This is a genomic window from Alloalcanivorax gelatiniphagus (assembly GCF_005938655.1).
Taxonomy (GTDB): domain Bacteria; phylum Pseudomonadota; class Gammaproteobacteria; order Pseudomonadales; family Alcanivoracaceae; genus Alloalcanivorax; species Alloalcanivorax gelatiniphagus.
In genome coordinates this window covers 1-25,270 of the sequence record NZ_VCQT01000020.1, presented here as the reverse complement: position 1 = coordinate 25,270, position 25,270 = coordinate 1, and the positions used below count along the sequence as shown (strand labels likewise).

Sequence of the window (25,270 nt, the reverse complement as noted above, 5' to 3'; positions counted from 1 at the left end):
GCGCGTCCCTCTTGTTATCGGTTGTCTTTCATTCGCTGTCCGGTTCTCCGCTGGCGGGGTCATCCTCACGGGACAACCAGCGCCGCAGCACCGTTTCCAGTTCCTGAAGATGCACGGGTTTGGCGAGAAAGTCATCCATGCCGGCGGCCAGGCAGCGGGCCTGGGCCCCTTCGGCGGTGTTGGCGGTGACCGCGATCACCGGGGTGCGCGGGCGCTGCTCCTGCTGCTCCCGCTCGCGCAGGTCGCGGGTGGCGGTGAAGCCGTCCAGGTCCGGCATCATGCAGTCCATCAGCACCAGGTCGAAGTGTTCCTGTTCCAGCAACGCCAGAGCGGTTTCCGCGTTATTGACGGTTTTCACTTGATAGCCCAGTTTGCCGAGCATGCCCCGGGTGACCAGCTGGTTGACCTCGTTGTCCTCCACCAGCAGCAGCCGGAAAAGCTTGCGGCGCTGGCGTTCTTCCGGGGTTTCCGTGGGCAGGTCCTGCACCGGTTGCGAGCGCGGCACGCCCAGCAGCCGGCCCAGGGCGATGCGCAGGCCGGTGCGGTGCACCGGGCGCACCAGGGTCACCAGGCCGTGCTTGTCCACCAGCCGTTGCACGGTGGGCTCGCCGCGCTGCTCGATGGTGCACATCAGCATCAGCTTCACCGGCCGCAGGCTGGGGTCCTCCAGCACATTACGGCACAGATTCAGTGCCAGCTCCCGACGGCCGTGGGTGTCCACCAGCAACAGATCGAACTCCGCCTGCTCCCGGTGACCGGCGCGCAGCGCCTGCAGCGCATGGTCGTAGTCGCGGGCGCCCTGGCACTGGCTGCCCAGGGCCTCGAACTCCTCCTGCAGGCAGGCCAGGGAGCCGGCGCTGGCGCCCACCACCACGCCCTGCAGCTCGGCCATGACGCCACTGAGCCGGGAGGTTTCGCTCATGTCCGCCTGCATCCCCAGGCGCACCGTGAACCAGAAGGTGGAGCCCTCGCCTTCCACGCTCTCGGCGCCGATGGCCCCGCCCATGGCCTCGATCAGCCCCTTGCAGACCAGCAGCCCGAAACCGGCATGGCGCACCGCGAAGGCATCCACGGCGCCATCCAGAAACTGGTCCTCGAACAGATGCTTGAGGGTGTCGGTGTCCATGCCGGCGCCCTGGTCGCTGACCCGCACCCGCAGCACGCCGTCGTTTTCGCCCTCGGCGGTGAAATCCACGTCCACGCGGATCTCGCCGTTATCGCTGAATTTGATGGCGTTGCTGAGCAAATTGGTGAGCACCTGCATCAGCCGGTCCCGATCACCGCGCACCCGCTTCGGCAACAGCCGGTCCACCACCGCCGACAGTTCCAGCCCCTTGGCCTGGGCCATCGGCCCGAACGCCTCCAGAATCTGCTCCATGGCGCCGCGCAGGTCGAAATAGTCCGGGCTCAGGGTAATGCGGCCGGTGAGAATGCGGGAATAATCGAGCACGTCGTCGATCAGGGTGATCATCAGCTTGCCGCTCTGCCCCGCCACCTGCAGATATTCCTTCTGCTCGTCGTCCAGGCGGGTGTCTTCCAGCAGCGACATCATGCCCATCACCGAATTCATCGGCGTGCGCAGCTCGTGGGCCAGCCGGTACACCAGGCTCAACTGAATGTCGGTGCTGGCCGGCAATTCCCGGCGCCGCTCGGTGGCGCCACCACGACGCTCCCGGGTCACCGCGTGCCAGAACAGCTCGTACTGGCCCCGGTACAGGCGGAACAGATAGAAGGTATAGGCGGTGACCAGCAAGGCCAGCAGCCATTCACGCAGGCCGCCGCCCAGGAACAGGGCGCCGATCACCGGCAGGAACATGAGCAGAATATAGACCTGCCGCACCCTCAGCCCGGCCATCCAGGAACTGCCCAGGGCGGTGGTCACGCCCACGTTGTAGAGGATCACCACGAAGAAGTTGAAGCCGGTGCCGACCCGCCACACCAGCCAGGCCGGCAACAGGCCCCACACCAGGGCGTGCAGGATCAGGCCGAAAGCGAACAGCTTGCGCCAGCGCGCCGGCCCGGCGCCGTACAGGGCGTCGAAGCGCGCCACCAACCATAGCCGGAAGGCGGTGACCACCATCACCGCGCCGCCGACCAGCAACGTTTCCAGCTGAAACGCCTGATACACCCGACCCCAGGCGATCACCAGCGCGTAAACCACAAGAGCCGCCAATATCCCCATCAGGGAATTCTTGGCGGCCCCGAAATCCACTCTTTTGAGGACCTTGCGATCTTTACGGTAAATCACCGTTCCATACCCTCGGAACCAGCGGGCGCTAAAGGTAACACCCCCCAACCGGCCAGGCTACCGTATCGCGGCTGAAGCCGCTCCTACGGGTGGGTACGCGTGTAGGAGCGGCTTCAGCCGCGATCCCCCCAAAACGCCACCTCAATACTTTACGTTAACGTAAACTTCCCCTACTCTCCGAACCATGACCAAGACCTATTCAATCGGTGAGCTGGCCCGGGAATTCGACGTCACCACGCGCACCATCCGTTTCTACGAGGACCAGGGCCTGCTGAGCCCCCGGCGGCGCGGCCAGACCCGCGTCTACTCACCGGCGGACCGCACCACCCTGAAGCTGATTCTGCGCGGCAAGCGGCTGGGCTTTTCCCTGGCGGAATCCCGCGACCTGATCCGCATGTACCGGCCCGCCAGCGACAACCGGCAGCAGCTGGAAGCCCTGCTGCAACGGATCGCCGACAAACGAGCGCAGCTGGAACGGCAACTGGCGGATATCCAGGTGCTGCAAACCGAGCTGGACGACGCCGAGGCCCGCACCCGGCAAGCCCTGACCGGGCTCTGACGAGACCGACTTTACCGACACGCCGAGCCCGCATACCCACAACAACCCGCGCGGCTCCCCCGACAGGAGAGACAGATGTTCAACGGCGGCCTGGACTTTCAACTGGACGACACCCTGGAGGCCCTGCGTGACAGCGCCCGCGCCTTCGCCCGCAACGAGATCGCGCCCCTGGCCGAACAGCTGGACCGCGACAACCAGTTTCCCAATCAGCTGTGGAAGAAGCTCGGCGACCTGGGCGTGCTCGGCATCACCGTGGGCGAGGAATACGGCGGCGCCGGCCTGGGCTATCTGGCCCATACCCTGGTGATGGAAGAGATTTCCCGGGCCTCCGCCTCGGTGGGCCTGTCCTACGGCGCCCACTCCAATTTGTGCGTGAACCAGATCTGGCTCAACGGTAACGACGCCCAGCGCGCCCGCTACCTGCCCGGCCTGGTCAGCGGCGAGCACATCGGCGCCCTGGCCATGAGCGAACCCGGCGCCGGCTCCGACGTGGTCAGCATGCGCCTGCGCGCCGACAAGAAAGGCGACCGCTATGTGCTCAACGGCAACAAGATGTGGATCACCAACGGCCCGGACGCCCACACCTATGTGATCTACGCCAAGACCGACGCGGACGCCGGCCCCCGTGGCATCACCGCCTTCCTGGTGGAGCGCGACTTCCCCGGTTTCTCCCGGGCCCAGAAGCTGGACAAGCTGGGCATGCGCGGCTCCAACACCTGTGAGCTGGTGTTCGAGGACTGCGAAGTGCCGGAAGAAAACGTACTCGGCCGGGTCGGCGAAGGGGTCAAGGTATTGATGAGCGGCCTGGACTACGAACGCACCGTGCTGGCCGGCGGCTGCACCGGCATCATGCAGGCCTGCCTGGACGTGGTGCTGCCCTACGTGCACGAGCGCAAGCAGTTCGGCAAGGCGATCGGCGAATTCCAGCTTATGCAGGGCAAGATCGCCGACATGTACGTAACCCTCAACGCCAGCCGCAGCTACCTCTACCAGGTGGCGCGCAACTGCGACACCGGCCGCACCTCCCGCATGGACGCCGCCGGCGCCATCCTCTACTGCGCCGAGAACGCCACGCAAATGGCCCTGGACGCGATCCAGTGCCTGGGCGGCAACGGCTACATCAACGACTACCCCACCGGCCGCCTGCTCCGCGACGCCAAGCTCTATGAAATCGGAGCCGGGACCAGTGAGATCCGTCGCATGTTGATTGGCCGTGAGTTGTTCAACGAGACCGCCTGAAAACCATCGCGGCTAAAGCCGCTCCTACAGAACCGCGTAGGAGCGGCTTCAGCCGCGATTGAGCCGCGAAGAGACCACCAAATGCCCAAGATCATCAGTTACCAAAGCGACGATTCGGCGAAGGCTAACCTCGGCGACACCGAGGTTAAGCCGCTGTGCGGCGGCCGTAGCCAAATCGGAGCCGGGACGAGCGAAATCCGCCGTATGTTGATTGGCCGCGAGTTGTTCAACGAGACCGCCTGAAAACCATCGCGACTGAAGCCGCTCCTACAGGAGCTACCGTAGGAGCGGCTTTAGCCGCGATTGAGCCGCGAAGAGACCACCCAAATGCCCAAGATCATCAGCCAACTCAACAAAAGCACCCCGGAATACGCCGACTACCGGGAGCATAATCTGGCCCTGCGCGAGCAACTCCGGGAAAAACTGGACCGGGTCGCCGCCGGTGGCGGTGAAGCCGCCGAGCAGCGCCTGCGCGAGCGCGGCAAGCTGCCGGTGCGCGAGCGCATCCAGCACCTGCTGGACCCGGGCTCGCCGTTCCTGGAACTGTCGGCGCTGGCCGCCGATGGCGTTTACCCCGGCGAGGACGTGCCCGCCGCCGGCTGCGTGGGCGGCATCGGCCGGGTGGCCGGCGTGGAATGCATGATCGTGGCCAACGATCCCACCGTGAAAGGCGGCAGCTATTACCCGCTGACGGTGAAAAAACACCTGCGCTGCCAAGCGGTGGCGGCGGAAAACCGCCTGCCCTGCATCTATCTGGTGGACTCCGGCGGCGCCAACCTGCCCCGCCAGGACGAGGTGTTTCCGGACCGGGAACACTTCGGCCGCATCTTCTTCAACATGGCCAACCTGTCCGCCGCCGGCATTCCCCAGATCAGCGTGGTGCTGGGCTCCTGCACCGCCGGCGGCGCCTATGTGCCGGCCATGGCCGACGAAGTGATCATGGTGCGCGAGCATTCCACCGTGTTCCTGGCCGGCCCGCCGCTGGTGAAAGCCGCCACCGGCGAGGATGTCACCGCCGAGGAACTGGGCGGCGCCGCCCTGCACGGCGAGCAGTCCGGGGTGGCCGACCACCTGGCCGACGACGAGCCCCATGCCCTGGACCTGGCGCGGCGCTGCATCGACCGGCTCAACTGGCACAAGCCCCAGCAGTTGGACGTGCGCCCGGCGCGGCCACCGGCCTACCAGGGCGACGAGCTGTACGGCCTGATCCCGCCCACCACCCGCTCACCGATGCCGGCCCGGGAGTTGATCGCGCGCATCGTCGACGACTCCGACCTGGACGAGTTCAAGGCCAACTACGGCACCACCCTGGTCACCGGCTTCGCCCGCATCCACGGCTTTCCGGTGGGCATTCTCGCCAACGACGGGGTGCTCTACTCCGAGTCTTCCCTGAAAGGCGCCCACTTCGTGGAACTGTGCAACCAGCGCAAGATTCCGCTGCTGTTTCTGCAGAACATCACCGGCTTCATGGTGGGCAAGAAATACGAAGCGGAGGGCATCGCCAAGCACGGCGCCAAACTGGTCAACGCGGTGGCCTGCGCCGCCGTGCCCAAGTTCACGGTGATCACCGGCGGCAGTTTTGGCGCCGGCAACTACGGCATGTGCGGGCGCGCCTACGACCCGCGCTTTCTGTTTATGTGGCCCAACGCGCGCATCTCGGTGATGGGCGGCGAGCAGGCCGCCAGCGTGCTCACCCAGGTGAAAGCCGCCGCCCTGAAAAAGAAAGGCGAACACTGGGACGAAGAGGAAGCGCGCCGCTTCCAGGCGGACATGACCGAGCAATACGAAACCATGGCGCAGCCCTGGTACGCCAGCGCCCGGCTGTGGGACGACGGCGTGATCGACCCGGCGGACACCCGCGACGTGCTCGGCCTGGCGATCTCCGCCAGCCTCAATGCCCCGATCGACGACACCCGCTACGGCATTTTCCGGATGTAACAGTGATCGCGGCTGAAGCCGCTCCTACATTGGCGGGTAGGAGCGGCTTCAGCCGCGATCCGCCCCAGGAGCAAACAATGACCATAACAAGCACAAACCAAGGCCCGGTGACTCGCATCACCCTGAACCGGCCGGACAAACGCAATGCCTTCGACAACACCGTTATCGAAGCGCTGATTCAGGCCTTCGAGCAGGCCAGCGCCGACCCGGACACCCGGGTGATCCTGCTGGACGCCGCCGGCAAGCATTTTTCCGCCGGCGCCGACCTGAACTGGATGCGCGCCATGGGCGAGCTGGACGCGGACCAGAACCGCGCCGACGCCCGCCGCCTGGCGGCGCTGATGAGCACCATCGATGGCGCCGCCAAGCCGGTGATCGCCCGGGTCCAGGGGGCCGCTTTCGGCGGCGCCCTGGGGCTGATCTGCGCCGCCGACATGGCGGTGGCCGCCGACGACGCCCGCTTCTGCCTCAGCGAAGTGAAGCTGGGCATTCTGCCGGCGGTGATCGCCCCCTATGTGGTACGCGCCATGGGCGCCCGCCAGGCGCGCCGCTATTTCATGACGGCCGAGGTGATCGACGCGCCCCGCGCCGGCCAACTGGGGCTGGTCCATGAGGTGGTGCCCGCCGTGGATCTGGACACCACCGTGGAACGCCTGACCGCCGCCCTGCTGGCCGGCGCCCCCGGTGCCCAGCGTCGCGCCCGGGAATTGGTGCACCGGGCCGACGGGAGCGCCGTGGACCCGGCGGTGGTGGATTACACCGCCGACCTGATCGCCGAGCTGCGCACCGGCGCCGAGGGTCAGGAGGGCTTGAGCGCCTTTCTGGAAAAACGCGCACCGAACTGGACCGGCGAATAAGCGGATCGTGTTTCGCGGCTTCAGCCGCGAACCGCCCACGCCCATACGCTAAGGAAGAAAAATGGCCCGCATCGACACCCTCCTGATCGCCAACCGGGGCGAGATCGCCCGGCGCATCATCCGCACCGGCCGCCAGCTGGGCCTGACCACCGTGGCGGTGTACTCGGACATCGACGCCGACGCCCCCCATGTGCGCGAGGCCGACCTGGCCATGCGCCTGGGGCCGGCGCCGGCCCGGGACAGCTACCTGAACATGGAGGCGGTGCTGGCCGCCGCCCGGGACAGCGGCGCCGACGCCATCCACCCCGGCTACGGCTTTCTGTCCGAGAACGCCGCCTTCGCCGAGGCCTGCGCCGACGCCGGCCTGATCTTCGTGGGCCCGGCGCCGGACTCGATCCGCCTGATGGGCGACAAGGCCGCCGCCCGCCAGCGCATGGCCGACAGCGGCGTGCCGGTGCTGCCGGGCTTCGACCAGGAAGACGCCGACGACGCCACCCTGAAGGCGGAGGCGGAACGGGTCGGCTTACCGCTGCTGATCAAGGCGGTGGCCGGCGGCGGCGGCAAGGGCATGCGGGCGGTGCAGCACGCCGCCGAGTTCGACGAGGCCCTGGCCGCCGCCCGCCGGGAGGCGCGCAACGCCTTCGGCGACGACCGGGTGCTGCTGGAGCGCTATCTGCCCAGCGCCCGCCACGTGGAGGTGCAGGTGTTCGCCGACCAGCACGGCAACACCGTGCATCTGTTCGAGCGCGACTGTTCGGTGCAACGGCGCCACCAGAAAATCATCGAGGAAGCCCCGGCGCCGGGGCTCAGCGAACAGCAACGCCATGACCTGGGCCAGGCGGCGGTGCGCGCCGCCCGCGCCATCGATTACCGGGGCGCCGGCACCGTGGAATTCCTGTTTTCGCCGGAGGGCGAGTTCTTCTTCATGGAGATGAACACCCGCCTGCAGGTGGAACACCCGGTCACCGAATTGATCACCGGCGAGGACCTGGTGGCCTGGCAGCTGGCGGTGGCCGAGGGCCGGCCGCTGCCCAAGGCCCAGCAGGAACTGCAAGTGCACGGCGCCGCCATGGAAGTGCGCCTGTACGCGGAGAACCCCTACCAGCAGTTTCTGCCCTCTTCCGGGCCGCTGACCCATTTGCGCTGGCCGTCGGAGGTGCGCGTGGACGCCGGCGTGGAGGCCGGCGATATTGTTTCGGATTATTACGACCCGATGCTGGCCAAACTGATCGCCCACGGCGACGACCGGGACCAGGCCCGCCGCCGGCTGGTGCGCGCCCTGGACCAGCTGGCGCTGAGCGGGCCCCATCACAACGGCGCCTTTCTGCGCCGGGTACTTTGTGATCCGGCCTTCGCCGACGCCGACCTGGACACCCGCCTGCTGGAGCACCGCCCGCACCTGTTGCAAGCGGAGCCGGAGGACCCGGCCCTGCTCGCGGTGGCCGCCGCCGCCCTGCTCGCCGGCACGCCGCCGGACAGCGGCGACGACCCCTGGACCGCGCTGAACGCCTGGCGTCCCTTGGGCCGCCGGCGTACCCTGGTGCCGCTGCGCGTGGATGAACACCCCCTCACCGTGGTGCTCGACGACGATCGGGCCAGCGTGGCGGATCACACCGCCCCCTGGACGCTGCATCGGCACGATGATCGCTTCGACCTGCACTGGGGTGAGCACAGGCTTTCCGGTCATGCCCTCTTTTCCTTTGACGACCGGCGCCTGACGGTGTTTGTCCACGGACAGAACTATCAGATCGAGACGCACCCGGCTCGGGAGAGCGAGCGAGCCGGCGGCGCGGGTGATTTCCGCGCGCCCATGAGCGGCACCATCGTGACCTGCCATGTGGCGGCGGGCGATCCCGTGGACGCCGGCGCGGCCGTGATCACGCTGGAAGCCATGAAAATGGAACACACCCTGCGCGCCAGTGCCCCCGGCACCGTGCGGGACTTCCTCGTGAAAGCCGGAGACAGCGTTTCTGAAGGCACCTTGTTGGTGGACTTTGAAACGGAGGAAGAATGACAACAGCCCCATCCCCGCTTTGGCAGCCCGACGCTCAGCGGCTGCAACACAGCCAGCTCAGCGCATTCCGCGAACAGGCGGCAACCCTGGCCGGCCAGCCTCTGGACGACTACCGCGCCCTGCACCAATGGTCGGTGCGCGAACCGGAAGCGTTCTGGAATCTGGTCTGGGATTTCTGTGAGCTGCAAGGGCACAAGGGCGAGCGAGTGCTGGAACCCAGCCCGGTGTTTCGCCACAACCGCTGGTTCCCGGACGCCCGCATCAATATGGCCGAGAACCTGCTGGCCCGCGACGACACCCACACCGCCCTGATCAGCGTGGACGAAGCCGGCCGGCGCGATGAGATCAGCTACAACGATCTGCGCGTGGCCGCCGGCCAGGTGGCCGCCCAGTTGCGTGCCGCCGGCATCCAGCCCGGCGACCGGGTGGCTGGCTTCATGCCCAACCGCATCGAAACCGTGATCGCCGCCCTGGGCTGCGCCTGGATCGGCGCCATCTGGTCGTCCTGTTCGCCGGACTTCGGCGTCCAGGGGGTGCTCGACCGCTTCGGCCAGATCGAGCCCAAGGTGCTGTTCGCCTGCGACGGTTATCAGTACAACGGCAAATGGATCGATCTGGACCAGCGCATCCACGACCTGCACGATCACCTCAAACCGGAACTGCTGGTGGTGATCCCCGGCCGTGGCCACACCACCCGGGTACGCCAGGCGCTCAACTGGAAAGACTGGCTGGCCGCCGCCGGCCCGATGCCGGAGTTCGAGCCGCTGGCGTTCAACCACCCGCTCTACATTCTCTATTCCTCCGGCACCACCGGCGCCCCCAAATGCATCGTGCACGGCACCGGCGGCGCCCTGATCCAGCACGCCAAGGAACACCGCCTGCACGGCGACCTGGGCGCCGACGACGTGCTGTTCTACTTCACCACCTGCGGCTGGATGATGTGGAACTGGCTGGTGAGCGGTTTGCAGACCGGCGCCACCCTGGTGCTGTTCGATGGCAACCCGGCCTACCCGGACGCCGCCCGCCTGTTCGATCTGATCGACGCGGAGAACATCACCCACTTTGGCACCAGCGCCAAGTTCGTGCAGGCGGTGGAGAAAGCCGGCGTGGTGCCCCGGGACAGCCACCACCTGTCCAGCCTGCGCACGCTGATGTCCACCGGCTCGCCGCTGCTCCACGAGAGCTACGACTTCCTCTACGAAAAGGTGAAACCGGACCTGCTGGTCAGCTCCATTTCCGGCGGCACCGACATCCTCTCCTGCTTCGCCCTGGGCAGCCCGCTGGTGCCGGTGTACCGGGGCGAGCTGCAATGCCTGGGACTGGGCCTGGACGTGGCGGTGTTCAACGACGACGGCGAGTCGGTGGTCGGCGAAAAAGGCGAGCTGGTGTGCCGGGCGCCCTTCCCGGCCTGCCCGGTGGCGTTCTGGAACGACCCGGACGAACAGCGCTTCCACGATGCCTACTTCGACACCTTCGAGAACATCTGGGCCCACGGTGACTACGCCGAGATCGTTGCCCATGAAGGCCACGACGGACTGATTATCCACGGCCGCTCCGATGCGGTGCTTAATCCGGGCGGCGTGCGCATCGGCACCGCCGAGATCTACCGCCAGGTGGAAACCCTGGAGGAAATCCGCGAAGCCATCGTTATCGGCCAGCAGTTCCAGGGCGATGTGCGGGTGGTGCTGTTCGTGGTACCCGCCAACGGCGTGGAACTCAGTGACGAGCTGCAAAAGAAAATCCGTACCACCATCCGCGCCGGCGCCAGCCCGCGCCATGTGCCGGCGGTGATTCTTACGGTGCCGGAGATCCCGCGCACGGTGAGCGGCAAGATCGTGGAGCTGGCGGTGCGCGACGTGGTGCACGGCCGGGAGGTGCGCAACCGCAACGCCCTGGCCAATCCGGAGGCGTTGGCGCATTTCGCTGATCGACCTGAACTGGCGGGCTGAGCTCGCCCCTGATCGCGACTGAAGTCGCTCCTACAATACCCTTACCCCGTAGGAGCGGCTTCAGCCGCGATCCCTCCTCGCCAACCTCACCCAACGACTGCCATCATCCACATCACCGCTGAGCGGGCCCGTTGGAGACTGATCGGGCCGAGCAGGAAGGCTGAGCAAGCCTGCTTATCGCGACTGAAGTCGCTCCTACAATACCCTTACCCCGTAGGAGCGGCTTCAGCCGCGATCCCTCCTCGCCAACCTCGCCCAACGACTGTGATCGTCCACATCACCTCTGAGCGGGCCCGTTGGAGACTGATCAGGCCGAACTGGAGGGCTGAGCAAGCCTGCTGATCGCGACTGAAGTCGCTCCTACAATACCCTTACCCCGTAGGAGCGGCTTCAGCCGCGATCCCTCCCGCCAACCTCGCCCAACGACTGCGATCATCCACATCACCGCTGAGCGGGCCCGTTGGAAACTGATCGGGTCGAGCTGGAGGGCTGAGCAAGCCTGCTTATCGCGACTGAAGTCGCTCCTACAACACCCTTACCCCGTAGGAGCGACTTCAGCCGCGATCCCTCCCTCCTCGCCAACGGCTCCGCAGCCACGGATCCCCCGCCGCCGGGCCTCGACCGGGCCGGCGCTTTGCCTCAGCCTGTCCGGTAACGGAACAACCGGTGCCAGGGAGGCCCCATGCTCACCCCCCTTCGTATTGTCACACTGCTTGCGGTGGCGCTGCTCGGCGCCCCGGCCACGGCGGCCATCGTGGAGTTACAGGGCCCGGCCATCGCCGGGCTGGCCGGGCATCACCCGGCGGAGGTGGATCTGGCCGTGTACCAGGGCGGCGACTTTGTCAGCCTGACCCACCAGTGGCTGCCCTGGAGCCAGGGCCGGGCGCCCTGGTTCGAGAAGGACGGCGACGCCGAGCGCTCCCAGCCCGCCGACCGCATCGCCGCCGAGGACCATCTGCTGGTGGACCTGCCGGACACCGCCCGGGCCGCGCCGGCGCCATTGCCCGAGGAAGTGCTCGGGGTGCTCACCGTGGGCACCCGCGAAGACGCCCGCAGCCTCTACGCCCTGGCCCGGCGGCCACCGGAGCGCCCCGCCCCGGCACGTCTGCAGCGGGACCCGCTGGCCCTGCGCACACCAGCATTCCAACTCGCCTTCGAGGACGACAACCTGTTCCGCTGGGGGGATTTCTTCTATACCGGCCGCACCGGCCCGGATGGCCAGCCGCTCAACCTGCTGGACAGCCTCAAGCTGCGGCTCAGCGCCGGGGTGTTCAGCGCCGGCGCCCGGCTTACCCTGACCAATGAAAACCTGGACCCGGAAATCCGCCAGCTGGAAGACGGCCCCCTGGCCACCCGCGCCTACGTCACCACCCGGGTACGGGTGGCCGGCCTGCCGGTGCTCAAGCTGCACAACTACTTTCTGATCCGCGATCGGGCGGTGGCGGTGCACAGCCGCTTCACCCTGCCCGGCTTCGCCGCCGCGGTGCTGCGCGAACCCGGCGCCCGGGTCACCGTGGACGGCAACAACCTGACCGGCGCGCGCCTGCGCACCAGCTGGACCGGTGAACGGGAAGCCCGCGTGGACGGCCATCTGGACGACAGCGAGCGGGCCATGGTGGATACCCCGGTGCCCACCGATAACTGGCTGTGGTTCGGCACCGGGGACGGCTTTGATCTGCTGGCGCGGCTGTATTTCGCCGACGGCTTCGACACCGGCGCCCGCTTTATCTATCAGGACGACCCGGAGCTGGACGATGAACCGGAGCGGTTCCCCGGCCAGCGGCCCAATGTGGGCTTCGCCCTGGACCGCATTCCGTTCGGCCAGTCGTTCTATTTCGTCGCCGAGCTGTACTTCTCCGACGGCCAGGGCGAGGACGACCCGGCGGCCTACGCGGCACGCCGGCTGGCCAGCCCGGCCAGCCACTGGCAGCCGCGCTGACCCGGGGCGGCGCTCAGGGCGCCGCCCGCAGCTCCCGTTGCAGGTCACCGCTGCGCTTGATCAGGTACTGGTGGATCGCCTGCACCTGATCCAGGCTCAGTTCCCCGGCCAAGGACGGCATGCCCTTGTCCGCGTAGAGCCCGGCGACGATGGCGGGAAACGCCTGGTGGCCCTGTTGGTCCAGATAACGCAGGTCCGGAAGCACCCCGCCGCCCACCGCGGTATTCTGGACATCGCCCTGGATTACGGTTTCACCGACAGCGCCACCTTCAGCCGCGCCTTCAAAGCGGCCTTCGGCGTCAGCCCCAGCGAGTGGCGGCAACGCTAGTCACTGCTCTCCCGGCCCAGCGCCGCCAGCGCCTCACGCAGCCGCTCCGGAATCGGCACCGGCCGGCCACTGGCCCGGTCCACGAACACATGCACCACGAAGCCCAGAGCCTTGGCGGCCCCCTCCGCGCCGAACAACGCCAGCCCGTAGCGCACCGAACTGTTGCCCAGCTTGTCCACCCGCATGCCCACCGCCAGCGCGTCCGGATAGGCGGCGGCCTCGAAGTAATCGCAGCCGGAACTGACCACATAGGCGATCACGTCACCGTCGTGGATATCCAGGCCGCCCTGCTCGATCAGGTAACGGTTGATGGTGGAGTCGAAATAGCTGTAATACACCACGTTGTTGATGTGGCCGTAGACATCGTTGTCCGCCCAGCGGCTGTCCACCGGGCACAGATATCCGAATTCGTCGCGCAGCGGGCGCGTTTTGTTTTCACTCATGCACAGTCCTCGCGAAAATCGTGCGGGTGCGCGATGATAACCCGGGATCGCGGCTAAAGCCGCTCCTACGCGAACCCTTGTCTTTGTAGGAGCGGCTTCAGCCGCGATCAGAAATAGCCCGATAGTGCCGCAAGGACAGGCATTGCCCATGACACGACGTCGCCGTATCGCCCTCGCCGTTCCACTGACCCTGATCGCCCTGCTGCTGGTGCTGCACCTGGCGCTGCCCTGGCTGGTGCGCGATTACCTCAACAAGCAGATGGCCGACATGGGCGATTACCGGGGCCATATCGAGGACGTGGACCTGGCCTGGTGGCGCGGCGCCTACCGGCTGGAGGGATTCACCATCGCGCGGGTGGACGGCGCCGTGCCGCAGCCGTTGCTGGACGCCCCGGCCATCGATCTGGCGGTGAGCTGGCGGGCCCTGTGGCAGGACCATGCCCTGGTGGCGCGGGTGCTGTTCGAGCGGCCCACGGTGACCTTCGTGGACGGCGGCGCCGACGGCGCCGATCAGACCGGTGCCGGCACCGACTGGCAGGCCCGACTGCAACAGCTGGTGCCGATCACCCTTAACGAAGTGCGGGTGCAAAACGGCCGCCTGGTGTTCCGCAACGATCACTCGGAACCTCCGGTGAATATCGAGGCCACCGACGTCAACGGCCGGGTCACCAATCTCACCAACACCCGCGACACCAAGGGCACCCGGGTGGCCACGCTGGAGGCCCGCGCCCGGGTGCTCGGCGAAGCGCCCCTGGAAACCTCCGCCGCCTTCGACCCGCTCAGTGACCTGCGCGACTTCGACTTTCAACTGCGCGTCACCGACGTGGACCTGACCCGCCTCAACGACTTCAGCCGCGCCTACGCCAATCTGGATGTGCAGTCCGGCCGGGGCGACCTGGTGATGGAACTGAGCGCCCGGGACGGCCAGCTGGACGGCTATGTGAAACCGCTGCTCAAGGATCTGGACGTGTTCGACTGGCAACAGGACGTGGCCGGCCCGGACGGCTCGGTGCTGGGCGGCCTCTGGGAAGCCCTGGCCGGCGCCGTGCAGACCCTGTTCAAGAACCAGAGCCAGGACCAGTTCGCCACCCGGGTGCCGATCAGCGGCCAGGTGGAAGACAAGGAAACCGGTACCTGGGCGGCGCTTTTCGGTATTCTGCGCAATGCCTTCGTGGAAGCCTTCTCGGCGCGCTTCGAGAACGGCGGCAACGACGACTGACAGCTCACAGGAGAAGCCCATGGCTCCACGCGCCGCCATCACCGCCGGCGTTCTGGCCGCCGCCCTCGCCCTGGGCGGCTGCGTGACCGCCCCGGCCAGCGACTACCAGCCCCACGCCAACCCGGCGCCCCGGGACCTGCGCAGCTATCAACTGCGCATCGACCCGCCCCTGCCGCCGGAGCAGGTGCGCGTGGAAGTGGTCTACCGGGCCAGCCGCCCGGAATGCCCGGTGACCCAGGCCGGCACCCGCGTCGCGCCCCGCCGGCAAGGCCAGAGCCTGGTGTTCGACGTGGCCCTGGACCTGTTCACCGACCCCCGCTGCGGCTGGCAGGCCAACCAACTGTTCATCGCCCTGCGCAGCGGCGACAACTACCTGACCCGCTTCAGCGTCCCCCCCAGCGTCGACCAACAAATACGCTGGTGCCGCCTCAACCCCCAACACGGCACCTGCCTGGCCCGGGAAAGCGACATCCTCCGCTACCAGGTACCCGGCGAAGTGCATCGGGTTGTCATCACACGCGGGCAATAAACCCACCGCCCTTGGTATGTTTCGTAGCAGCGGCTTCAGCCGCGATCAGCATGTTTTGTAGGAGCGGCTTTAGCCGCGATCAATGGGGGGAGGAGTTGAAAGTTTAAAGTTAAAAGTTGAAACGCGGGACAGGGTTGCGAAGCGCGGCGCGGCCTTGCCCGCGTTTCCGGTGTGGATCGCGGCTGAAGCCGCTCCTACGCCCTTGTAGGAGCGGCTTCAGCCGCGACCTTTTAGCTTTCCGCCTCAAACCATCCTGTGCGCGATACGTGTAGCGAGCGCATAAACCGTCACCTGTGGGTTGACGATGATCGAGGTGGGCAGGAGGCCGGCGTCGGCGATGTAGAGTCCTTTTACGTCGTGGCATTGGCCGTTGGCGTTGACCACGCTGTTGGCCGGGTCGGCGCCCATGCGGGTGCTGCCCTGGGGGTGGTAGCTGACCATGCGCAGGTGTTGGGGGGCGTTTTCCAGGCCGTCCACGGCGGCGTCGATGTCCGCTTCGGAGCGGATCACGCGGCGGTCGCTGGAGGGCACATAGACCTCCTCGGCGCCGGACGCCAGGTGCAGCCGGGCGGCGGCCTTGAGGGCCCGTTTCATGGATGGGAAATCGGCGTTGTCGAGCTGGTAGTCGATCACCTTGCGGCCGTCTTCCCAGCGGATGGTGCCCACATTGTGGTCGTGGATCAGGGTCACCAGCCCGGCCAGGTACTTGCTGTCGCGCATGAAATCCATGAACGGTTCGCCGCTGCCGGGCTCGGCGGTCATGCTCAGTTCCACCGGGCCGGCGCCGCCGTCCTCCAGCACGAAGCCGCCCTTGTCCGGGTGCAGGAACTCGTCCACATAGACCCCCAGCATGGCGCCCCGCCAGGGGTGCACCGGTTCCGGGTAGCGGGCGGACACATACAGGGACGGGTGGCAGGCGAAGTTGCGGCCCACCTGCCCGGAGCTGTTGGCCAGGCCGCTTTTCAGCAGCAGCAGCGGCGTCTGCACGGCGCCGGCGGCCAGGATCACCCGCTCCGCGTTGACCGTCATATCCGCCACCTTGGCGCCGTCGTGGCCGGTGACCTGGGCGCGCACGCCCCGGGCCCGGCCATTTTCCGCCAGCACCTCGGTGACCCGGGTGTCGGCGAAGATGCGCGCCCCGTGGGCGCTGGCCCAGGGCAGATAGCTGACCAGCATGGACTGCTTGCGCTCGGTCTTGCAGCCAGACAGGCAGTGGCCGGTGAGCGCGCAGTCGCGGATATTGCGTTTGAACGGCTTCACCGACCAGCCCAGCTTCTGCGCGCCGGCGCGGATCAGCCGGCCGTGGCGGGCGATTTCATGCTCGGCGTTCTCGTGGATCGCCAGGTTGCGCTCCACCCGCTCGAAGTACGGCGTCATTTCCTCACTGGTGAGCGCCGACAGCCCGAAGTCCCGTTGCCAGTCTTCGAGAATAAAATCCGGCGTGCGGAAACACACACAGCCGTTGATCACCGTGGAGCCGCCCACGCAGGCGCCCTGCAACACCAGCAGATCGCCGCTCTTGTTGGTCTGGCCGCCATGGTCCTGATAGAGGGTTTGCAGGCTGTCGGTGAAGCGCTCGGTGAACGCCTGGGAAGGGATGTAGGGCCCGGCCTCCAGGATCACCACCTTCTTGCCGCGCCGCGCCAGCTCGTAGCCGGTTACCGCGCCGCCGGCGCCGGAACCGACGATCACCACGTCCGCGTCCAGGGTCAGCCGGGATTCGCGGATGTCCTCGGCCCGGGTCACCGCCAGCCCGGATTGCCGAACCTGTTGGCCTTGGATCGGTTCCTGTCGCGCCGCCGTCATGCCTGTTGCTCCATGGTGTCTTCCTCCCCATGATCTTCCGCCGCGCGGTCTTCCTCCGGCAGCGGCGCGTTACCCAGATAGGCCAGCCCCCACTGTTCGGACACCGGCCCGTCGAACTCGATGGGCGGCCAGGTGGCCGGGTCGCTCCAGTAGGCGCTGTACACCAGTTGCTTGATCACCGTGGCCAGGGTGCGCTGGATGGCGTTGCCCCGGCTCCAGGCATCGAAATAGTCCCGGGCGGTGGCCGGGTCCAGGTCCACGAAACGGCGCCCGTGAAACACCACCGCCGCGTTATCGAACAGGCCCAGGCCGGTGCCCAGTTGCTCGCGCAGCGGTGGCGCCATATAGCCCAGGGTTTTCCGCACATTGGCCACCACCGGCACCTGATCGGTGGCGGGCAGCGCCGTGCCCTCCGTGGGCAGCAACGCCACCCGGGCCCGGTCGAACAGATGGTATTCCTGACGGCTCAGGCCCTCGGCCCAAGCCGGCTTGGGCTGTTGGTCCAAAGGCGAACGGCGCAGCAACGCGAAACCACCGGCGGCCACCGCCGCCACCCCGGCGGTACCCGCCAGCGTCCAAACAAGAAAACGACGCCGGCTCACGCCACGCTGCCAAACAGCCGACACCCGGCCGGCGCTATGTTGTTGTGCCATCGATCTCTCGCCGCTCGGAAACAGGCCTCCGAAGCTACTCAACCACCCCCGGGAATACAATATGTTTACCCGCACAGCCGGCCTTGACCGTTGGGGACAGCGCCGCGCCTGCGCCGCTGGCGCGGCGAGCTGCAAGCAAGGCTAAGTTGAAAGTTGAAAGTTAAAAGTTAAAAGGGCGTTTGCTGAGGGGGTTGGGGGGTGGCCTGCGGCCAGTTGGGGCAAGTGCGCGGGCAGGGCTTGGTCGGTGCGGGGCGGCTGCTCGCGTTTCAACTTTTAACTTTCAACTTTCAACTCCCCCACCCAAACACCCCACCGCTAGCAGCCTGCAGCTTGAAGCTTGCCGCTCCCAACCCGAAGCTTTCACCTTGCACCCCGCCCCCATCTCAGATACTGTCCTTATGTACAGTATTCCGAGTGTCTTCCCATGTCGTCCGCGTTTCTGCAACAGCTGCTCTCCCGTCGGGATACCTGGCGGGGGCGCGATCTCGACGGCGCCGTCCGGGGCGGTCGGCCCACCGGTTTTGCCGGTCTGGACCGGTTGCTGAGCCAGGGGGGCTGGCCGGTGCATGGGCTGGTGGAGCTGCTGTGTCCGCTGCCCTGCCCGCCGCTGCTGCATCTGATGCTGCCGGTGCTGGCCGGCGACGATCCCGGGGCACGGGTGATCGCCAACCCGCCGGAGCGGCCCTGTGCCGATACCCTGGCCCGCGCCGGGGTGCCGCTGGCGCGGCTGCTGGTGCTGCACGGGGAGCGGGACGGTCTGCTGCGCGCCTGCCATGAGGCCGCCGCCAGTGACGCGCTCAGCGTGCTGCTGCTGTGGGCGCCGGCCGGGGCGCTGCCGGCGGGCACCCTGCGGCGGCTGCATCTGGGCGCCCAGCAGGGCCGTTGCCTGCTGGTGCTGGCCCGCCCCCGGCGGGTGGCCCGGCAACCCAGCCCGGCGCCGCTGCGGCTGGGCCTGGAGTGCCCGGCCCCCGGCGAACTGGCGGTGACGGTGCACAAACAGCCCGGCGGACGCCCCGGCGACCGCTGTCACCTGACGCTGTTGCCGGAGCATCTGCGCCGGGCGCCGCCGGCCACCGCCAGCCTGGCGGCCCTGACCCGGCGGCCGCGCCCGGCCCTGGAAGCGCCGCCGCCGCGCCCGCTGGCGCCCCCGCCGCCGGAGCTGCGGCCATGACCGCGCTGTGGCTGGCCCTGCATTTTCCGCTGCTGGCCCTGGAGGCGGCGGACGGCCCGGTGGAGCAGCCCCGGGTGCTGGTGCACCAGCACCGGGTGCGGCTGGCCAACGCGGCGGCCCGCGCCGCCGGCGTGGAGAGCGGCCTGCGGCTGGCCACCGCCCGCGCCCTGTGCGAGGACCTGGAAGTCCGCGAGGCGGACGAGCCGGCCCGGGAAGCGGCCCTGCGCCGCCAGGGCCAACACCTGCTGGCACTTACCCCCCAGGTGTGCACGGCGCCGCCGTCCACTCTGCTGCTGGAAGTGGGCGGCTGCCTGAAGCTGTACGGCGGCTTCCAGGGCCTGATGGCGCGGGTGGACCGCTACCGCCTGCATTGCCCGCTGACCACCCGCCTGGGGCTGGGGCCCACGCCGCTGGCCGCCTGGCACCTTACCGACCCGCCCCCGCTGGAGCAGGTACCGGAGCCGGCCCGTTTCCAGGCCTGGCTGGCGGAGCTGGAGCTGGACCGGCTGGACCTGGAGCCGCGCCTGCGCGAACGGCTGCGGGCGCCGGGTTTCCGCACCCTGGGAGAACTGTATCCCCTGCCCCGGCCGGCCCTGGGCAAGCGCTTCGGCGCCGGCTTCCTGGACTGGCTGCAACGCCTGCTGGGGGAGAAGCCGGACCCGCGCCGGCCATTGCCGCCGCCCCGGCCGTTCCGCGAGCGGCTGGATTTCGACGACCCGCTGGACAATCTGGACTATCTGCACGGGCCGATGACCCGGCTGCTGGCGCGGCTGAGCAGCGACCTGGAGCGGCACCAGGAGAGCCTCACCGCGATCCGCTGGCATCTGTATCTGAACAACGGCCACCGGGACACCCTGGTGGTGCGCCGGGCCCAGGCCGGCCACGACGCCGCCACCTGGCTGGACCTGACCCGCCGGCGCCTGGAGCACCAGGTGCTGGAAGCGCCGGTGCTGGGACTGGGCCTGGACGGCGGACGCCCGCGACCGCGTAATCCGGCCCTGGCCGACCTGTTCCCGGACCCGGGGGCACGGGCGCCGCTGGCCAGCCTGCTGGAGAAGCTGGCCGCCGAGCCGGCCCTGAGCCTGTACCGGCCGGACCGGGCACCGGGCCATCTGCCCGAGGAAAGCGAGCGTGGCCGCCCGCCCCTGGACCGCCCCGCCCCGCCGGCGCTGCCGACGGTGACGGCGGCCACCCCGGAAGACCGCCCCCTGTGGCTGCTGGACCCGCCGCGCCCGCTCACCGTGCGCGACACCGTGCCCCACTGGCGCAACCGCCCCCTCACCCTGTTTGCCCAGGAGGAACGCTTCAGCCAACCCTGGCAAACCCAGGCCGCCCGCCGCTACCACGTGGCCCACCACCCGGACGGCCTGTGTTGTTGGGTTTTCCAGGACGACCAGGAAGGGTGGTGGTTGCAGGGTTTTTTTTAGCTGCAGGCGGCAAGCTGGTGGGCCGGGGGGCTGGGAGGCCGTGCCGGTAGGGGTCAGTTGAAAGTTTAAAGTTAAAAGTTGAAAGGTCGCGGCTGAAGCCGCTCCTACAAGGGCGTAGGAGCGGCTTCAGCCGCGATCCACACCGGAAACGCGGGCAAGGCCGCGCCGCGTTCCGCAACCCTATCCCGCGTTTCAACTTTTAACTTTTAACTTTTAACTTTCAACTCAGCCCCAGCCCCAGCCCCGCCCCTGGCTTGAAGCTTGCCGCTTGCAGCCGCCTTTTTCCGGAGCCCCCAATGTCTTTCGCCGAACTCCATTGCACCTCCGCCTTCACCTTCCTGACCGGTGCCAGTCATCCGGAGGAGTTGGTGGTGCGGGCCCATGAGTTGGGGTACCGGGCGTTGGCGATCACCGATGACGGTTCCCTGGCCGGGGTGGCGCGGGCCTGGCAGGCTTGGAAAAACCTCGATTCCGCCTGCAAAGACGCCGGCAAGCCGTTGAATTTCAAGCTGATCGTCGGCAGCCATTTTCGTCTCGGCCAGGAACAGGGGGAACTGCGGCTGGTGCTGCTGGCCCGGGACCGGCGGGCCTACGGGGAGATCGCCACCCTGATCACCCAGGGCCGGCGGCGGGCGCCCAAGGGGCACTATGAGTTGCATTGGCGGGACCTGGCGCGCATTGAGCGCCATGCCCTGTGCCTGTGGCTGCCCGCCGGCGACGCCCGCGACGAGGCCCATGGGCCGTTGCTGCGCGAGCACTTCGGCGAGCGGCTGTGGCTGGCCTGCGAACTGCTCCAGGAGGGCAACGACGCCCTGCGCTACCGTTACCTGTACGACCTGGCCCGGCGCCATGGTCTGGCCATGACCGCCAGCAACGATGTGCATTACCACCTGCCGGAACGGCAGCGCCTGCAGGAGGTGTTCACCGCCCTGCGGCTGAACACCTCCGTGCAGCAGCTCGGCGACCGCCGCTTCCGTAACGACCAGCGTCACCTGCGGCCGCCGGAGCGGCTGGCGGCGGTGTACCCGCCGGCGTTGCTGCGGGAGGCGGAGTGGATCGCCGACCAGTGCGACTTCCGCATGGACGAGATCAGCTATCAGTACCCGGAGGAGGTGGTGCCACCGGGCCAGGACGCGGACCAGTACCTGGCCGCCCTCGCCCACCAGGGCGCCGAGGTCCGCTACCCGGAGGGCGTACCGGATACCGTGCGCACCCTGATCGACAAGGAACTGGCGCTGATCCGCCAGCTCCGCTATGCCCATTACTTTCTCACCGTGCACGACATCGTCGCCTTCGCCCGAAGCCAGGGCATTCTCTGCCAGGGGCGCGGCTCCGCCGCCAACTCGGCGGTGTGTTACTGCCTGGGGGTCACCGAGGTGGACCCGGGGCGCAGCCAGTTGCTGTTCGAGCGTTTTATTTCCCAGGAGCGGGACGAGCCGCCGGACATCGACGTGGACTTCGAGCACGAGCGCCGCGAGGAGGTGATGCAGTACCTGTACCGCAAGTACGGCCGCGAGCGGGCCGCCCTGGCGGCCACCGTGATCCGCTACCGCACCCGCTCGGCGGTGCGCGACGTGGGCCGGGCCCTGGGCGTGGACCAGGACGTGATCGAGCGGCTCAGCGGCAACCTGGCCTGGTGGGACAAGCCGGACTCCCTGGTGGAGCGTTTCCGGGAGCTGGGCCTGGGCGGCTCCACCCTGGGCCGCCACTACCGGGAGCTGGTTCAGGAGATGATCGGCTTTCCCCGCCACCTGTCCCAGCACGTGGGCGGGTTCGTGATCACCCGCGACCCGGTGCACACCCTGGTGCCGGTGGAAAACGCCGCCATGCCCGACCGCACCCTGATCCAGTGGGACAAGGACGACCTGGAGTCCCTGGGGCTGATGAAGGTGGACGTGCTGGCCCTGGGCATGCTCACGGCGATCCGCAAAACCCTGGATCTGGTGGGCGGTTATCGGGGTCGGCCGCTGACCATGCAGGACATTCCCGCCGGTGACGGAGCCACCTACGAGATGCTCTGCCAGGGCGACAGCGTGGGCGTGTTCCAGGTGGAGTCCCGGGCGCAGATGAACATGCTGCCGCGCCTGCGCCCGCGCCGCTTCTACGACCTGGTGGTGGAGGTGGCGATCGTGCGGCCGGGGCCGATCCAGGGCGACATGGTGCACCCCTACCTGCGCCGCCGGGACGGCCTGGAGGAAGAGGACTACCCGGACGACAAGGTCAAAAGCGTGCTGGAGCGCACCTACGGCGTGCCCATCTTCCAGGAACAGGTGATCCAGCTGGTGATGGTGGCCGCCGGTTTCTCCGGCGGCGAGGCGGACCAGCTGCGCCGGGCCATGGCCCGCTGGGGCAAGAGCGGCGAGCTGTTGCAGTTCGAGCACAAGGTGATCGAGGGCATGCGCGCCAATGGCTACAGCGGCGACTACGCGCGCCGGCTGTTCGAGCAGATGAAAGGCTTCGGCGGCTACGGCTTTCCGGAATCCCACGCCGCCAGCTTCGCGCTGCTGGTGTACGTGTCCGCCTGGCTCAAGCGCCACCACACCAGCGCCTTCTTCTGCGGGCTGCTCAACAGCCTGCCCATGGGCTTCTATTCCCCTTCTCAGTTGCTGCAAGACGCCCGCCGCCACGGCATCGAAACCCGGCCGCCGGACGTGCGCCACAGCCACTGGGACCACACCCTGGAGGACGCCCACCGCGAAAGGCTGGGGGTGCAGCCGGCTCTGCGCCTGGGGCTGCGCCAGATCAAGGGCTTCAACGCCGACGCCGCCGACCGGCTGGTGGCGGCCCGCCACCAGCGCCCCTTCCAGAGCGTGCACGACCTGTGCGAGCGGGCCGCCCTGGGCAGCCGGGAGCGCGAGGCACTGGTGGCCGGCAACGCCCTGCGCGGCCTCAGCGGCCACCGCCATCAGGCCCACTGGGACGTGCAGGGCCTGGAAGCACAGCGACCGCTGCTCGGCGGCCAGGGCGGCGAACTCCGCGACGCCCACGACGGCGTCTACCTGGACGCCCCCTCGGAGCACACCTCGCTGATCGAGGACTACCGTCACCTGGGGCTGACCCTGGGTCGCCACCCCATGGCCCTGGTACGCCACCTGCCCCGTTTCCACCGTTGCTACCGGGCCCGGGACCTGAAGCGCGCCCGCCCCAACCAGCTGGTACGGGTGGCCGGCCTGGTCACCAACCGCCAGCGCCCGGGCTCCGCCAAGGGCACCCTGTTCATGACCCTGGAAGATGAAACCGGCAACACCAACGTGGTGATCTGGACCTCGATCCAGGAGCGCTACCGGCAGATCCTGCTGAAAAGCCCGCTGGTGATCGTCACCGGCACCGTGGAGATCAGCCCGGAAGGCATCGTCCACCTGATGGCCGGCCGCCTCCAAGACGCCCGCGACGCCCTGGACCAACTGCAGGTGCGCTCGCGGGACTTCAAATAAAGGTTCACGGGGGAGACTGTAGGAGCGGCTTCAGCCGCGATGAAGACGGCACCGCCGGGGATCGCGACTGAAGTCGCTCCTACAGGGGGCTTCGTCCGGAGGTGGCGCCAAAAGCGGCTCCATGGGTCAGAATTGCCGTAGGAGCGACTTCAGTCGCGATAGGTCGCGGCACCGTGGTTGACCACGAACCAGACCCACGGCCACCTTCACCATCAAAAGGCCGTTCGCGACCCTGCACGGGGGGCGGGTCAGGGGTCTATAGTGAGCCCATCATTCGCAACGGAACGGACAACCGATCATGAGCAACGGAAGAGAGTTCGATCTGATCGTGTACGGCGCCAGCGGCTTCACCGGCCGGTTGGTGGCGGAATACCTGGATCAGACCTACGGCGGCGACCTGAACTGGGCGCTGGCCGGCCGCAACGCCGAGAAACTGGCGGCGGTACGGGCGGAAATGGGCATCAGCGACAACGTGCCGGTGCTGACCGCCGACGCCGACCAGCCGGACACCCTCAAGGCGCTGGCCGAGCGCACCCGCCTGGTGCTGACCACGGTGGGCCCGTACCAGCTGTACGGCGAGCCGCTGGTGAAGGCCTGCGCGGAAGCCGGCACCGATTACGTGGATCTGTGCGGCGAGCCGGCCTGGATGCGGCAGATGATCGACCGCTACGGCGACACCGCCAAGCAGAGCGGCGCGCGCATCGTGTTCTCCTGCGGGTTCGACTCCATTCCCTTCGATCTGGGCGTGTTGTTCCTGGAACAACAGGCCAAGGAGAAAGGCCTGGCGCCGATGACCCGGGTCAAGGGCCGGGTGCGCAAGATGAAGGGCACCTTCTCCGGCGGCACCGCCGCCAGCCTCAAGGCCACCCTGGCGGCGGCCAAGGACCCTGAAATCCGCGCCCTGCTCACCGACCCGTTCGCGCTCACCCCCGGGTTCAGCGGCCCGGCGCAGCCGCCGGCGGCCAAGCCGGAGTACGACGACGCCCTGGGCACCTGGGCGGCGCCGTTCGTTATGGCCGCCATCAATACCCGCAACGTGCACCGCTCCAACTTCCTGCTCGGCCACGCCTACGGCGACAACTTCGTCTATGACGAAATGCTGCTCACCGGCGACGGCGACAAGGGCAAGGCCACCGCCGAGGCGGTGGCCCAGGACCGTTCCCTGGCCGGCGAGGATGCCCCCAAGCCCGGCGAAGGCCCCAGCAAGGAAGAGCGCGAGAACGGGTTCTACGACGTGCTGTTCCTGGGCAGCAACGACCAGGGCGAGCAACTGGCGGTGAGCGTGTCCGGCGACAAGGACCCGGGCTACGGTTCCACCTCGCGGATGATCAGCGAAAGCGCCCTGTGCCTGCTGCGCGACGCCACCGACACCGCCGGCGGCATCTGGACCACCGCCCCGGCGATGGGCGACAAGCTGATCAAGCGGCTCATCGAGCACGCCGGTTTGAAGTTCACGGTGGAATAGGGGTATCGCGGCTAAAGCGGTACGCCGCCCGGCCGCTCCTTGTGTCTTTCCA

General features: G+C 68.0%; 20 protein-coding genes. 15 read left to right on the top strand and 5 right to left on the bottom strand.

All coding sequences use genetic code 11. From position 1 onward, the window contains the following. Window positions 1–28: 28 nt before the first annotated feature. Window positions 29–2,182, bottom strand: a complete 2,154-nt coding sequence (locus FGS76_RS04700; RefSeq protein WP_138771477.1) for a response regulator — start codon at window positions 2,180–2,182, stop codon at window positions 29–31. A gap of 250 nt (window positions 2,183–2,432) precedes the next feature. On the opposite strand from FGS76_RS04700, the gene FGS76_RS04695 reads away from it, so the two are divergent. The 8 genes from FGS76_RS04695 to FGS76_RS19535 all read left to right on the top strand — a co-directional run bounded on the left by FGS76_RS04695 (window position 2,433) and on the right by FGS76_RS19535 (window position 12,743). Then, the gene (locus FGS76_RS04695) at window positions 2,433–2,807 is read left to right on the top strand and encodes a MerR family transcriptional regulator (protein WP_138771476.1); all 375 of its coding nucleotides are present in this window, start codon (window positions 2,433–2,435) and stop codon (window positions 2,805–2,807) included. 75 nt (window positions 2,808–2,882) lie between these two features. After that, window positions 2,883–4,046: an isovaleryl-CoA dehydrogenase gene (locus tag FGS76_RS04690; RefSeq protein WP_138771475.1), complete on the top strand. Its 1,164-nt coding sequence runs from the start codon at window positions 2,883–2,885 to the stop codon at window positions 4,044–4,046. 81 nt (window positions 4,047–4,127) lie between these two features. Next, entirely contained in the window at window positions 4,128–4,289 is a 162-nt protein-coding gene (locus FGS76_RS19420) for a hypothetical protein (protein ID WP_170214397.1), read from the top strand. 84 nt (window positions 4,290–4,373) lie between these two features. Then, window positions 4,374–5,984, top strand: coding sequence for a carboxyl transferase domain-containing protein (locus tag FGS76_RS04685; protein ID WP_138771474.1), 1,611 nt, complete (start codon window positions 4,374–4,376; stop codon window positions 5,982–5,984). Between the two features lie 77 nt (window positions 5,985–6,061). Continuing rightward, window positions 6,062–6,841 (top strand): enoyl-CoA hydratase-related protein, encoded by a 780-nt coding sequence (locus FGS76_RS04680; protein ID WP_138771473.1) that lies wholly within the window; start codon window positions 6,062–6,064, stop codon window positions 6,839–6,841. A gap of 61 nt (window positions 6,842–6,902) precedes the next feature. Then, a complete protein-coding gene (locus FGS76_RS04675) occupies window positions 6,903–8,855 on the top strand; it encodes an acetyl/propionyl/methylcrotonyl-CoA carboxylase subunit alpha (RefSeq protein WP_138771472.1) in 1,953 nt (650 codons plus the stop codon). Continuing rightward, complete coding sequence (locus tag FGS76_RS04670; protein ID WP_138771471.1) at window positions 8,852–10,804, top strand: acetoacetate--CoA ligase; 1,953 nt, start codon at window positions 8,852–8,854, stop codon at window positions 10,802–10,804. Before FGS76_RS04675 ends, FGS76_RS04670 begins: the two co-directional genes overlap by 4 nt. Before the next feature lie 682 nt (window positions 10,805–11,486). After that, window positions 11,487–12,743 carry a hypothetical protein gene (locus tag FGS76_RS19535; RefSeq protein ID WP_205717180.1) on the top strand — a complete coding sequence of 419 codons (1,257 nt, stop codon included), beginning with the start codon at window positions 11,487–11,489 and terminating at the stop codon, window positions 12,741–12,743. Between the two features lie 13 nt (window positions 12,744–12,756). On the opposite strand, the gene FGS76_RS19530 is transcribed toward FGS76_RS19535, so the two are convergent. Continuing rightward, a complete protein-coding gene (locus tag FGS76_RS19530; RefSeq protein ID WP_205717179.1) occupies window positions 12,757–12,948 on the bottom strand; it encodes a hypothetical protein in 192 nt (63 codons plus the stop codon). Between FGS76_RS19530 and FGS76_RS19860 the strand changes: the two genes are divergently transcribed. Next, complete coding sequence (locus FGS76_RS19860) at window positions 12,910–13,071, top strand: AraC family transcriptional regulator (RefSeq protein ID WP_377900342.1); 162 nt, start codon at window positions 12,910–12,912, stop codon at window positions 13,069–13,071. The two genes, FGS76_RS19530 and FGS76_RS19860, sit on opposite strands and share 39 nt — an antisense overlap. Here the strand turns inward: FGS76_RS19860 and FGS76_RS04660 are convergent. After that, window positions 13,068–13,514 carry an acyl-CoA thioesterase gene (locus tag FGS76_RS04660; RefSeq protein ID WP_138771469.1) on the bottom strand — a complete coding sequence of 149 codons (447 nt, stop codon included), beginning with the start codon at window positions 13,512–13,514 and terminating at the stop codon, window positions 13,068–13,070. The two genes, FGS76_RS19860 and FGS76_RS04660, sit on opposite strands and share 4 nt — an antisense overlap. 148 nt (window positions 13,515–13,662) lie before the next feature. Here FGS76_RS04660 and FGS76_RS04655 point away from each other — a divergent pair, with 148 nt between their 5' ends. Both FGS76_RS04655 and FGS76_RS04650 read left to right on the top strand, forming a co-directional pair. Then, entirely contained in the window at window positions 13,663–14,733 is a 1,071-nt protein-coding gene (locus FGS76_RS04655; RefSeq protein ID WP_138771468.1) for a DUF748 domain-containing protein, read from the top strand. A gap of 19 nt (window positions 14,734–14,752) precedes the next feature. Then, on the top strand, window positions 14,753–15,262 hold the full coding sequence (locus tag FGS76_RS04650) for a hypothetical protein (protein ID WP_138771467.1): 510 nt from the start codon (window positions 14,753–14,755) through the stop codon (window positions 15,260–15,262). Between the two features lie 243 nt (window positions 15,263–15,505). Here the strand turns inward: FGS76_RS04650 and FGS76_RS04645 are convergent, their stop codons facing one another. Together FGS76_RS04645 and FGS76_RS04640 are read right to left on the bottom strand one after the other, a co-directional pair. After that, entirely contained in the window at window positions 15,506–17,068 is a 1,563-nt protein-coding gene (locus FGS76_RS04645; RefSeq protein ID WP_138771466.1) for an FAD-dependent oxidoreductase, read from the bottom strand. Continuing rightward, on the bottom strand, window positions 17,065–17,721 hold the full coding sequence (locus FGS76_RS04640) for a gluconate 2-dehydrogenase subunit 3 family protein (protein ID WP_138771465.1): 657 nt from the start codon (window positions 17,719–17,721) through the stop codon (window positions 17,065–17,067). Before FGS76_RS04640 ends, FGS76_RS04645 begins: the two co-directional genes overlap by 4 nt. Before the next feature lie 424 nt (window positions 17,722–18,145). On the opposite strand from FGS76_RS04640, the gene FGS76_RS04635 reads away from it, so the two are divergent. From FGS76_RS04635 to FGS76_RS04620, 4 genes are all read left to right on the top strand, one after another. Next, complete coding sequence (locus FGS76_RS04635; RefSeq protein ID WP_138771464.1) at window positions 18,146–18,892, top strand: SOS cell division inhibitor; 747 nt, start codon at window positions 18,146–18,148, stop codon at window positions 18,890–18,892. Further along, window positions 18,889–20,319 (top strand): Y-family DNA polymerase, encoded by a 1,431-nt coding sequence (locus FGS76_RS04630; protein ID WP_138771463.1) that lies wholly within the window; start codon window positions 18,889–18,891, stop codon window positions 20,317–20,319. Before FGS76_RS04635 ends, FGS76_RS04630 begins: the two co-directional genes overlap by 4 nt. Window positions 20,320–20,615: 296 nt before the next feature. After that, entirely contained in the window at window positions 20,616–23,753 is a 3,138-nt protein-coding gene (locus tag FGS76_RS04625; protein ID WP_138771462.1) for an error-prone DNA polymerase, read from the top strand. 298 nt (window positions 23,754–24,051) lie between these two features. Then, on the top strand, window positions 24,052–25,218 hold the full coding sequence (locus FGS76_RS04620) for a saccharopine dehydrogenase family protein (protein WP_138771461.1): 1,167 nt from the start codon (window positions 24,052–24,054) through the stop codon (window positions 25,216–25,218). The last annotated feature ends 52 nt before the right edge of the window (window positions 25,219–25,270 follow it).